General features: G+C 55.5%; 10 protein-coding genes. 3 read left to right on the top strand and 7 right to left on the bottom strand.

Annotation, left to right across the window (positions count from 1 at the left end; all coding sequences use genetic code 11):
* Positions 1-60: 60 nt before the first annotated feature.
* Entirely contained in the window at positions 61-714 is a 654-nt protein-coding gene (locus HOV93_RS21440) for a hypothetical protein (protein WP_235990757.1), read from the top strand.
* Here the strand turns inward: HOV93_RS21440 and HOV93_RS21435 are convergent.
* The 6 genes from HOV93_RS21435 to HOV93_RS21410 all read right to left on the bottom strand — a co-directional run bounded on the left by HOV93_RS21435 (position 711) and on the right by HOV93_RS21410 (position 9,327).
* A complete protein-coding gene (locus tag HOV93_RS21435; RefSeq protein ID WP_207398592.1) occupies positions 711-2,336 on the bottom strand; it encodes a phytoene desaturase family protein in 1,626 nt (541 codons plus the stop codon). The genes HOV93_RS21440 and HOV93_RS21435 overlap by 4 nt on opposite strands.
* 142 nt (positions 2,337-2,478) lie before the next feature.
* On the bottom strand, positions 2,479-4,536 hold the full coding sequence (locus HOV93_RS26240) for a DUF1559 family PulG-like putative transporter (protein WP_207398591.1): 2,058 nt from the start codon (positions 4,534-4,536) through the stop codon (positions 2,479-2,481).
* A gap of 216 nt (positions 4,537-4,752) precedes the next feature.
* Positions 4,753-5,166, bottom strand: a complete 414-nt coding sequence (locus HOV93_RS21425; RefSeq protein ID WP_207398590.1) for a fluoride efflux transporter FluC — start codon at positions 5,164-5,166, stop codon at positions 4,753-4,755.
* A gap of 39 nt (positions 5,167-5,205) precedes the next feature.
* The gene (locus HOV93_RS21420) at positions 5,206-5,757 is read right to left on the bottom strand and encodes a DinB family protein (RefSeq protein ID WP_207398589.1); all 552 of its coding nucleotides are present in this window, start codon (positions 5,755-5,757) and stop codon (positions 5,206-5,208) included.
* Positions 5,758-5,838: 81 nt separating this feature from the next.
* A complete protein-coding gene (locus HOV93_RS21415; protein WP_207398588.1) occupies positions 5,839-7,023 on the bottom strand; it encodes a phosphoglycerate kinase in 1,185 nt (394 codons plus the stop codon).
* 102 nt (positions 7,024-7,125) lie between these two features.
* Positions 7,126-9,327 carry a heavy metal translocating P-type ATPase gene (locus HOV93_RS21410; protein WP_207398587.1) on the bottom strand — a complete coding sequence of 734 codons (2,202 nt, stop codon included), beginning with the start codon at positions 9,325-9,327 and terminating at the stop codon, positions 7,126-7,128.
* A 187-nt stretch (positions 9,328-9,514) separates the two neighbouring features.
* Between HOV93_RS21410 and HOV93_RS21405 the strand changes: the two genes are divergently transcribed.
* Positions 9,515-10,450, top strand: a complete 936-nt coding sequence (locus HOV93_RS21405; protein ID WP_207398586.1) for a ZIP family metal transporter — start codon at positions 9,515-9,517, stop codon at positions 10,448-10,450.
* 55 nt (positions 10,451-10,505) lie between these two features.
* On the opposite strand, the gene HOV93_RS21400 is transcribed toward HOV93_RS21405, so the two are convergent.
* Positions 10,506-11,294, bottom strand: a complete 789-nt coding sequence (locus tag HOV93_RS21400; RefSeq protein WP_207398585.1) for a hypothetical protein — start codon at positions 11,292-11,294, stop codon at positions 10,506-10,508.
* Between the two features lie 288 nt (positions 11,295-11,582).
* On the opposite strand from HOV93_RS21400, the gene HOV93_RS21395 reads away from it, so the two are divergent.
* Entirely contained in the window at positions 11,583-12,212 is a 630-nt protein-coding gene (locus HOV93_RS21395; protein WP_207398584.1) for a 3-keto-disaccharide hydrolase, read from the top strand.
* Positions 12,213-12,226: the final 14 nt, after the last annotated feature.

Below are 12,226 nucleotides of genomic sequence, written 5' to 3'. Positions count from 1 at the left end.
GTCCGCATGCGGTCACGTTAGCCAAATGGAACTTCAACTAGCGACGAAATAGTAAAGCCCATGGCGAAATCGGTTCTCTCACCATCCTTCCTGTTTCAGTATTCGGTCCCGCTGAATTTCCGCGAGAAGATCTGGCAGCAAAAGCCGCTGGCATATTCCGAGGACTACAAGCTGCGCGGGTTCGGAGAACTCGATGGCCGCAAGCAGTTTGCCGATGTGCGGGGTGGGTGGAACGAACGAGGCGTTTCTTTCTCAGTGCTTGTCTCTGGAAAACGGCAGCCGGTATGGTGCCGCGAGAGTCGCGTCGACGAAAGCGATGGCTTTCAACTCTGGATCGACACCAGGGCAACGCACACCGTGCATCGCGCGACAAAGTTTTGTCATCGGTTTGCCTTTCTGCCCATCGGTGCCGGGCCGAGCTATCGCGACCCGGTCGGGGATCAACTGCTGATCAACCGCGCAAGAGAGAATGCAAACCCCGTTCGTCCTGGCGATTTACGGGTGCGAGGAACCTTGACCAAAGACGGCTATCTGCTGGAATGCTGCGTGCCGGCGACAAGTCTAACCGGATACGATCCGAGCGAGTATGACAAAATCGGTTTCTTCTACGCCGTGATGGATCGCGAACTGGGGTGGCAGACCCAGAGCGTCAACACGCAATTCCCCATCGATGAAGATCCCAGTATCTGGACGACCTTAGAGCTGGTTCGTTAGTAGTCGCGTAGAATCTCGACGGCGGCATTCTTGCCGCATGCTCCCATCACGCCGCCGCCGGGGTGGCTTGCTGCGCCGCACAAGTAGAGCCCCTTCACCGGCGTGCGATGATCGGCCCAGCCTGGAATGGGACGCATGGCGAAGAGCTGATTGAAGTTCATCGCGCCCTGCATGATGTTACCACCGGTCAGCCCGTAAACGCGTTCGAGGTCCAGCGGCGAGAGCACCTGGCGATGCAATACGGCCCCCGGTACGTTCGGGGCGTACTGCCCAATCTTGGCAATGCAGCGATCGGCAAACGACTCTTTGATATCGTCCCAGTGGGCATCCCGCAGATGGTAGGGCGCGTACTGGACGAAGATCGACAGGATATGTTTCCCCTCTGGAGCAATTGTTTTGTCGACTGAGGTGGGCATCGTCATTTCGAGGATCGGTTCTTCGCTTGCCCTGCCATACTTGGCGTCGTCGTAGGCCCGTTCGAGATAGTCCATCGTGGGAGAGATATGCATCGTCCCGCGATGAATCGGACTGAGGCCCGACTCGGGATAGGCTGTAAATTGAGGCGGTTCGGCCAATGCTAAATTGATTTTGGCCGAAGCGGAACCGTAATCGATGTTCGAGATGGCACGCAGGAAGTCTGCCGGCAACTGGTCTGGCGAAAGGAACTTGCGAAATGTCAGATTGGCGTCCACGCTCGAAGCCACCACCTTGGCTTCGTAAGTGGTTCCATCTTCGAGTTGAACCCCTTGGATCTTGCTTTCGCTGCTGAGGATTTTTTCGACAGGTGCTTCGCGGACGATGGTTACCCCCAGTTCTTCGCATGTCTTGGCAAGCGATGCAGCGATCCCTCCCATGCCTCCTTCGACGAACCCCCACACGCCCCTTTTGCCGCCTGCTTCCCCCATCACGTGATGCAGCAATACATAGGCGGTGCCAGGTGCCGAGATCGAGGCGAACGCGCCGATGATCGCGTCGGTCGCGAGGGTGGCCCGCAGCGGTTCGCTTTCAAACCACCGTTCCAAGATCGGCCGGGCAGCTCCGGAGAGAAGCTCGATCGCTTCGGGGATTTCTCCCTCGAGCTTGCCAAAGCTCTGGTAGAATTTCCACAGACGCGAGGTATCACGAATTCGTTTGGTCAGCGAGACATTCCGCCAATCTTTAGGCATCGGCAGCGGATCGGGGGCTGTCTTCATCAGGATGGGTTCGACGACCGCCGCAATGCGTTCCAACAATTGGTTGTACTTCGGATAATTCTCGGCATCGTGCTTGCTGAACTTGGCGATCTGCTGGGCGTTGGAATCGACATCATGCCCCAGCAGCAAGTACCGTCCGTCGTCGGTAGGCGTGAACGAGGCCGGATCGCGCGGCAGAATCTTCAGACCGTTTTGCTTCAGCTTCAGGTCGCGGATAATCTCTGGCAGAAGCAGGCTGACCACGTAAGATGCGGTCGAGACCTTATAGCCGGGCCACAGCTGCTCACTGGTCGAGCAGCCACCCAGGACATGCCGCCGTTCGAGCACGGCGACTTTTTTGCCGGATTTGGCCAGATACGCAGCGGTAATTAAGCCATTGTGCCCTGCGCCAATTACAACGCAATCATAGTGCCCGCCACCGGATGCCATACGAAACCAATTCTTACTGAGGGATGTCTGGGACTGAGGGATATCAATCTAGACTTCGCCACGAGCAAGCGGATAAGTTTACCTGGGTTACGGCAATCGTATTGATCGATACAACCGCGATAAGCGAGAGTTCATTCCAAGCCTAGTTCATCGCGGGGATTTCCTTGACCCCGGTCAGGCGGGCAAATTCTTGTAGACGCTGCTGGGAGGTAACCTTTTCAATCGAATCTTGCATGTTACTGTCTGCCTTCTTGTACCACTGGGCAGCGCGTCCGAGGAATTTATTACGCTCGGCACCGGGGGGGCTAGAAATCCCGATGTCCCACCAACCTTCGGCGATCTTGAATTGGATTCGTGGGTCGATCGGAGAAGTGCGTTCGGTTTCAGCCAGGTGTTCAAAGCGAACATCGTTGCCGCGAAGCAGAAACTCGAAGCCCTTGTCCCATTGATTGCGATGGACACACCAAAACTTGCCGACCATCAGATTGCCCTCTTCGTCGAGCGAAGGGACTTGTAACGACAGGAAGCGGGCTTGGATGGAATCGTAAGCTTTGCGAGAAGCTTTGAGACGTTCCTTCAACTGCTCTAATTCCGCAAGGTTCTTTTGATCGCTTTGACTTGCCGCGAAACGGGTGCCAATTTGAATCAACTCGTCCATGGCCTGGAAGTTATTCTCTTGCTCGGCACGCTCCAAGATCGACTTGGCCACTGCACGAAACTCGGGTAGCTCGTGTGCCGGGATCTTTTGCAGGTTCTCTGCACCAAATCGCACTGTGTATAGGTCTGAGCTGAAGCTGTCGACCTGGAACCTCTCTTGCAATTTGTCGAACGCGTTCTTCAGCAGTACCGGATTCTTGGCCAGGATGGCAAAACGATACGCGATCTGCAACGCCGCGCATTGCTTGGCAGGATCGTTCTGTAGATATTCAGCGTGTTGAAGCAGCTTTTTAGCGATCTCTTCTTTCTTCTTGTCCTGATCTGCCTCGCGAGCTTCGCTTTGGAATAGGCGCCGCAGTTCGAGCGCCGCGCTATCAATTTCAACATGTGATGGTAACGGTAATTTAGTCGGATCGAAGTCATTTCGTGAAATGGGAGCCGCTAGGGGCTCCGTGGATGTCATCGAAATTTCTGATGTAGCGTTAGTATTGGAGGTGCCTTGGGGCTGAATTTGCGGAGAGCTTGATGCGACTTCACTTAGCTGAATCGGATTGCTGACCACGAAAAGGCGATTGAGATGATCGTTGCTGATCACCGGAAAATCGTGAACGACTCCATCTCCGGTAATCGCACAGAAATGGTTGTCTGCCCAACCAGCGATTCCTTGGGACGGTTCTGAGGGATCAAAAGGCAGATCCGCGGGTTTGGTCCAAACCACTCGATTCGCGGGATTGGCGACTTCAACAACGACGACCGAATTATGAAGGCCGCGTGGGCTGAGTGCGCTAAGCGGATTCGCTCGACGCTCTTGGGCGGCACATGTCGGGCCGGTCAACAGCACGAAATTCGTCCGGTCATCGTTTATCTCTGGTGTCATGAACGCATAAGGTTTTTCAGCGGCGAGTTTAATATTGTGCGGGCTGTCCCACGCCTCTTCGAGATTGAATTTGCTGTATAGGTCGGCATAGCCGAGGTAGGGAAGAAGGTGCACTCGCCAACTCAGCAATTGACGCCCTTGCTTGTCGGTGGGAGCCGACGCAGGGATCGTGCTATTGTCTGCGATTTGCTGGGCCAATGCTTTGCCAAGAATGTGCAAGACGGCCTTCGACCGTGCTTTGGTTTGAGCTCGCTCTCCTTGAACTGGCTGTAGCTTAAACCCTTCCAGGATAGCGAAACGATCACGTGCCCCTGCGATTTGATTGGCAGGTGTCTCCGGAAGAGTCGCAACTGTTTCTGTCGGAGGTGCCGTTGGCTGCTCGGCAGGTTTAGCCTCAGGTGTCGGCGCGGTTGTCGCAGCAGGCTTGGACTCGGGAGTGGGTGTCGCAGCAGGCGACTTTTTTTCGGCCGGTGATGCTGGGGCAGGCTTTTCCACAGGCTTCTTAGCTGGGGCGGGTTTAGGTTCGTTGTTACCACGAGAAAGTTTAAATTTGGCTAGTTTGCTCGCCGGCGAATCACCCCCGCAACCGCCACAGCCGGTAACGGCAAAGCAAAGAACCGCAACAAAAATAAACGAGGCCAAACGCGTCGAATTTGCCCAAATCATAGAGCCAAAAGCCATTGCTAACCGTAGGGATTAGGTTAATGGGCACGTTCGGCCATCAACCGGTTTGTAGAACCATCCGCTCCTAAAAGACAGATGGGACAATGCATTCAAGCGTGCATTGTAGACGACTTCCCCGGCTACTCATTGTGGCTGAAATGCAATTAGCGCATTCTTCATCTGCTCGCAACAAACCTATCGCACACGGCGTCGTAAGCACTAATTTCCCGTCCAAAATCGCCCCAATTGCAGCCCAAGAAGGATCGCTCCTACTCCCAGGGTGACGTTTAACAAGACATTCGCGGCCGCGAACATGACTTTTCCGTATGGGGCATTCTCGTAGAGCAGGACCGTTTCAAACCCAAACGTCGAAAACGTGGTGAATGATCCCAGGAACCCGGAAAGAAGAACCGTCCGCCAATACGCTGGGAGAATTTCAAGGTGGTGACCGAGGTAACCGAAAAAGCCGAATATCAGGCACCCCAGCACATTGACGGCTAAGGTTCCGATCGGGAACTTTACCGTATCGAATTCAGGGGCATAGCCTTGGATGAAAGATCCTACGTAGACGCGACCTAACGCACCCAAGGCCCCGAAAAATGCGATCGTCAGGATGAGGATAACTTTAGTCATGATGCTTTTCCGAAGGGCTTTCTGCAGTAAGTCTTCAGCTTAGGTGGCAGATTGGCTGCGAGCGAGCGTAATCAACATCGATTGCGGCATGTCGGATAGCCCACTGTGGCGCAGCATGTTCACGGCCTGGGCGGTCGTGTAATGGGCATGCGTCGCGACGTGCAGCAAGACGTCCATTGCTGTCGAGCCAATGCGTTGCCCCTGATAGCTACTAGTGCTCTTACGGAAGACGGTTTTATCAAGATCTTCTGGTGCAATCGCGTCGAGATAAGCACGCCAGAGCCCATCAAGTATCTGCCACCGTTCGACTAAAGCCGCAAGGGACGTCGACGCCCCCTCCCCTTCTTGGTTGCCAGGCAGCTTTCCCGCGACATCGCCGGGGGCAACGGCGTCGTCGGTTCCTTGCAGGGCTGCCAGCCAAACATATTCGGCAGCATAAAGATGGCAAAGCGTTTTCCAGAGGGTGCCTTGCCCTATTTCGTGGGGCTGATTCAGTTGTTCCGGGCTTAGCTGGCAGCAGGCGTCCCGCAGGTTTTGGGTTACCCAGAATCGATGTTCGTGCAAACGAAGGATGGGAGCTACGGCATTCATAGGGAACTCCTGTCGATGAAAAAAGCGGCCCTGGAAGCCAGGACCGCTTTAAGATATTCGATCGTTGCGATTTATTCGACGTTATTTGTCGTCGAGGGCATCGACGGCCTTAAAAGCCTGACCTTCCAGCATCGACAGGCTGGCGCCCCCGCCGGTCGAGACGTGGGTCACTTTGTCGTCCAGGCCAAACTGACCGATCGCTGCGGCACTGTCACCCCCGCCAATGATGCTGATGGCATCCGACTCGGCGATCGCGTCGGCAACGGCCCTGGTACCGGCGTCGAAGGGTGGCATCTCGAAGACACCCATCGGGCCATTCCAAACCACCGTTTGGGCATCCTTCACCAACTCAGCGTACTGCTTGGCGGTTTCTGGGCCAACGTCGAGACCTTCGTATTCGTCCGGAATTTCGCCGGATTTGACAACTACTTTATTGCAACTGCCACTGAAATCGTCGCCACAATGCGTATCGACGGGCAAAACGAGTTTGTCGCCACCAATCTCGATCAATTCCCTCGCCAGTGCGACCTTGTCCTTTTCGACCAGGCTCTTGCCGACCTTGCCACCCTGAGCGAGCGAGAATGTATAGGCCATCGCACCGCCGATGAGCACCTTGTCGCAGATGCCCAGCAGATTCTTGATGACCATGATCTTGTCGGAAACCTTGGCACCACCCAGGATCGCGACGAAAGGTCGCTTGGGATTGCCGATGGCATCGGAAAGGTAAGTGATTTCCTTTTCGACCAGGAAGCCGACTACCTTGGGCTTGTCGCCCATCGCTTCCGGAACGGCAAGCATCGAAGCATCGGTGCGGTGACAGGTACCAAACGCATCGTTGCAGTAGATATCGGCGAAGGCCGCGAGCTTGCCAGCGAAGTCTGCGTCACCCTTCTTTTCGCCCTTTTCAAAGCGAAGATTTTCGAGCACGACAACACCACCATCGGTCAGGGCAGCTACCTTGGCGGCCGCATCGTCACCGACCGTATCGGAAGCGAATGCAACGTCTTTGCTAAGCAGTTCGCCCAAACGAGCCGCTGCTGGCTTCAGGCTGAACGCCGAGTTGTCTGCGCCGGGTTCGGGGCGGCCCAAGTGGCTCATCAAGATCAGCTGGCCGCCGCGATCGACGACCGACTTGATCGAAGGAAGGGCCATTTCGATGCGACGATCGTCCGTGATCTTGCCACCGTCGAGCGGGACATTGAAGTCGACCCGCATCAAGACTTTCTTGCCACTAACGTCTACGTCGGCGATCGATAGCTTTGCCATTTGGGATTCAAGCTCCGAGTAAGGATCTCTGGGTTGTGCGTTGAAACCGCCAATGTAACGTTCGAAAGGGCCTCGCAAAAGGTGCTGCCCAGTTGCGAGGGTTTACGACGTTTTAGTCCGCAGTAATCGCAGGCTATTGGCAATCACCGCCAACGAAACGCCCGTATCGGCAAGAATGGCCAGCCATAGATTGGGATAGCCGATCATCGTCAGAATGATGAAGATCACCTTGATCGCCAGGGCTGCGAAGATATTTTGCCGGATCAAACTCAGCGTTCTACGCCCATGCGCGATCAACCACGGTAGCTTTTCGATCTCGTCCGACATGAGCGCGATGTCGGCCGTTTCAATAGCCGTATCACTGCCCATCGCACCCATGGCAATCCCGACGTCGGCCGCTGCCAAGGCCGGACCGTCGTTGATCCCATCTCCAACCATGGCAACCAGTTGGTGCTCGTTGCGCAGACGCAGGACCGCTTCGATCTTGTCCTCAGGCAATTGCTCCGCCTTCCAGGCATCGACCCCCACTTTCTCCGCGACATCTTTGACCACGCTGGTGCGATCTCCGGAAATCAGCTCGACTTGCGCGACGCCCAAGCGGTGCAGCGACTCGACAGCCCGACCCGCCGTGTCTCGCAGTTCATCTTGCAGCTGAAAAGCGGCCAGAAGTTGGTTGTCTTGCCCCAAGGCGACCACGTTAGCACCCGTTTTCGCGGCGATGCCTTCCAGTTCGGAGATATCCGCGCCTTGTTCGGCGGCCAGGCGAGTGCTTCCCAGCCAGATCCGCTGGCCGTCGATCTGTCCGGAAATGCCACGCCCGGGGATTTCTTCTACATGGGCGAATTCGGCCGGAGCAACTTCATCTTGATTGGCATAGTGAACAATCGCTTTGGCGATGGGGTGCGTGCTGTGGTTTTGCAATCCGGCTGCCATGGCCAAGGCCTGGTCGTTGGTTTGGTCCCCAAAGCACTGCACGGTCGTCACGGTAGGCATGCCGGTGGTAAGAGTGCCGGTCTTATCGAGTACGACCGCTTTGACCTTCGCCACGGTCTCGAGCGAGAGACCTCCTTTGACCAGCACACCATGGCGTGCGGCCGCGGTGAGGCCAGAAACAATGCTGACCGGTGTCGAGATCACCAATGCACATGGGCAAGCAATGACTAGAAGTACTAGCCCGTTGTAAAACCAATCGGTTGCGGATTCTGCCGACCAGCCGACGATCGTCGGGGGAATGACCATCACGGCGACCGCTAAGAGCATCATCGTAGGCGTATAATATCGGGCAAACTGATCGACCCATTGTTCGCTCGGTGCGCGACGTTGATAGGCCTGATCGATGAGCCGCACGATCCGGTTTAACAGGGTAGAACCCGAGGTGCCTGCCACGCGGAACTCGATGCTTCCGCTGCCGTTGATGGTGCCGGCATAAACCGTGTCGCCTGGCTCTTTCTCGACGGGGACCGACTCTCCGGTGATCGGCGCCTGGTCGATTGCCGAGAGGCCCTGGACGACCGTTCCGTCCAGGGGAATGCGTTCGCCAGGACGGACGAGGCAAATCTGGCCGTTCTCAATCTCATCAGTCGCGACTTCTTCAATGCCGGTCTCGGTCTTAACGCGTGCCAAATCCGGGGCGAGCGACATCAGCGATTGAATCGAACGGCGAGCTTTGGTCACGCTTCGCTGTTCGAGGACCTCGGACAGCGTGAACAAGAGCGTGACCATGGCCGCTTCGAAGAATTCGCCCAGAATGATCGCACCGGTCACGGCAACGGTCATCAAGAGGTTCATATCGGCAGAAAACCGCAGGACCGCTTTGACCGCCTTAGGGAAGATCCAGCGGATGCCGAACGAAATGGAAATGAGATACAGCAGGATCGCCAACACCGAAATGGTATGCGCACCTTCGCCATGGCCGAAAAGTGCCCCGATTCCGCCTGATTCCCACACTTGGATAACGACGGCCACCAGCAGAAATGCACCACTGCGAATCAGGGCCCGTTCTCGATCGTTGTTGTGCCGGACCGGCTCTGCAGCGGATTCGGATTGAGGCGTCTCGATGACCTCGTGAGCGGTCATGCCTAGAGAGCTAACGGCCTCCAGCAAGCGATGGACGTTCCACTGTTGGTCGTCGTAATGGACATCCATTCGCCCCCGCATCACGTCGAAGTCGAGCTTCTCGATCCCCGGCTTTTTGGCCAGCCCATCCTTAAGGACCCGCACTTCTTCCGCACAATCGAGTTCAGCGACCTGTAGGCTAACCGTCGAGAATTTGCTGAGAGAGTCGTCCTGGGGGTAGTGCGTCATCCGGATCTACTTCGGTGATAGGGGTTTAGGAAAACGGATGTTATCTGAATGGTAGCGTTGCGAAGCGATGGGGCAAAGCCCTTGTAACCACTTGGCATCTAACCACTTGGCGTCTAAGCTGAGATGTTTCCCCCGAACGCGTGTAATCGCCTAGGGGATTGCCCTTTTGGTTGTGGAATTAAGATCCATGCTTCTGCTGGCGATCTACTGTTTGTTGATCATCGCTGCTTCCCTGTTGGGAGGGTGGCTGCCAGTGGTCATTCGTCTGACGCATACCCGCATGCAGATGATGATGAGCGCCGTGGGGGGGCTGATGTTGGGAGTGGGGATTCTGCATATGCTCCCGCATGGGATTGCCGAGTGCAATTCGTTGGATTGGGCGATGGGCAGTTTGCTGGTGGGCTTAATCACCACGTTCTTTTTGATGCGTTTGTTTCATTTTCATGAACACGCTCCTATCGAAAACGAATACCCAGGCACGGCGGCCAGCGATCACGAGCATGGCGGGCACTTGCATTGCGATCATGAGCACGATCATCCAGGACACGCCCCGCAGCACAATCACTCGCATGAGGCCCCTGACTCGAGGATGCGCTGGCTAGGCGTCTTCTTGGGTTTGTCTTTGCACACGCTGCTAGATGGAATTGCCCTGGCTGCCGGTGTCTCGGCGGCAGCCCATCACGAGTCAGGCTTCCTGGGACTGCTAGGGCTGGGCGTCTTTCTGGGGATCTTCTTACACAAACCCCTCGATGCGTTGTCGATTACCTTCATCATGCGGCAAAGCAAGTGGCCAGTTAGTACCATCAGTATCGTCAATCTCGGTTACGCGTTGATGTGCCCTTTGGGCGTCCTGTTGTTTTATGTCGGCTACAACGGGTTCGATGCGAACAAACAATTTATGGTCGGTATGGCCCTCTGTTTCTCGGCGGGGGTCTTCCTGTGTATTTCTCTGGCCGACATCTTGCCGGAAGTGCAGTTTCACTCGCACGATAAGGTCAAGCTCTCGCTGGTCATGCTGCTGGGGGTTGGTGTCGCCTACCTGATTGGTCTGGCCGAACCAGGCGGCCTGCACGACCATAGCCAACCGCCCAAAGATCAAGCGGCAGAAGTCGCCGATCCTTAGTGCTTGTCCTCTGTGGCAAAGTCCAGCTTATGTAAATTGGAGGACCCTCGATTGCTTATGGCGTGCGGGGGATCTTAGCATCGGCTCCGTGTCGTTTTCTTTGTTTGGGTTCGACCGGCACATTGATAAACCAGTTCAGCATGAATCCCAAAGCTAAGCCAACAATCAACATGCCAATAAATGGAAGCGGTGCCCCGGCCGTCTCCCAGCCATGCTTCAACGACGAACCAAAGATCGTGGCCAGCGTGACCATGGGAAAGAACATCGCCGCGAGGATGTTCAGGCGATGCGCCGAGACCGCCATCCGATGACTGCTGGCCGCTTGCTGTTCGGTGCGCTGCGCGATCAGGAAGTCGAGTTCGTTCTTAGACTCGTTGTACAGCAATTCGGCTGAACGCTCTAACTCGTAGCTGCGGTCGCGAAAGTTGATCATGGTCCGATCGTTGCCGGAGAGTTCACGCGCTGTTTGAAGCGTGCTTTGCAGGTTTCGTGTTGCCCGTAGTAAGGGACCTAACTCGCTAATAACGCGAAAGTACTCTTCGCTCGACTGGGCATCGGCCTCGGCTTTTTCAAGCTTAGCAATCGCAGCGTGGTACTCTTCCAGATGCTTGATCATCGACGAAGGCCCTTGGCCCAAGTCGCTACTTTGCAGGGCCCCAGCCGGGTTGCGCCAGAAGAAGCGACCCGCCCGAACTCGCTCGTTATGCCGCGGTGGGCGGTGGGTCACAATCAGTAGGTGCCCCTCGGCTTGCATGACACGTTGACGACCAGGTCCATCCCCCAGTCGCTCGTGAAAGATCTGAGGCAGTTCCCAATTCATCGGCAAGGGGGATGCGGTGCTCATTGGATTGATGCTCTCTCACTTGGGTCGAAATGCAAAAACAGGGGAGACTTTATGCAAATGGCGCTTCGCTACAGATCTCAGAAAATAGCGAAAATTCGTCATGAATCCATAAAAACTTCGCCTGAATCGAGCGGAATCTTGTCATCGTCGAGCGTTTCAACCAAAATCAATGGCATAATTTTCATGTCTCGCCGACGTAGGACGATTCTTTCGATCTGTCGGTCCCCCCCCACAAACACAACTCCATCCCCACAAGAGAAGACATTCGTTCTTCGTAAAGGAAAGCTCATGTTGAAGCGTTTGGCCACAGGTGCCCTGGTTTGTTTGATGTTGTCCGCTGTCGCGACCGCCGCCGATGGCGAGTGGAAGTCGCTGATGGACGGCAAGTCCTTCGATGGTTGGAAGATCAGCGAAAACCCTGAATCGTGGAAGATCGAAGACGGCGCATTCGTCGCAGTCGGAGAACGCAGCCACCTGTTCTATGTTGGCGACGACAAGCCGTTCAAGAACTTTGAATTCAAAGCGAAAGTCAAAACCAACGAAAACAGCAACGGTGGGATCTATTTCCACACCAAGTTTCAAGACAAGGGTTGGCCTAAGTACGGCTTTGAAGCCCAGGTGAACAACACCCATCACGACCGGAAGAAGACCGGTGGTATCTACTCGGTCAAAGACGTCATCGACGACTCGCCGGCGAAGGATGGTGAGTGGTTCGACTACCACATCAAGGTCGACGGCAAGCACATCGTGACCAAGATCAACGGTAAGATCGCTGCCGACTATACCGAACCAGAAGACGCCGAGGCAGGTAAGGACTTCACGCGTGTGCTGGACAAGGGAACCTTCGCCCTGCAAGCTCACGACCCAGGTAGCCGAGTCTGGTTCAAGGACATCCAGGTTCGTCGTCTGGACGACTAGTCTTTGTTCGCAAA

Origin of the sequence: Bremerella alba (assembly GCF_013618625.1) — a bacterium.
Classification (GTDB): Bacteria; Planctomycetota; Planctomycetia; order Pirellulales; family Pirellulaceae; genus Bremerella; species Bremerella alba.
This window is presented reverse-complemented; position numbering and strand designations above follow the sequence as displayed.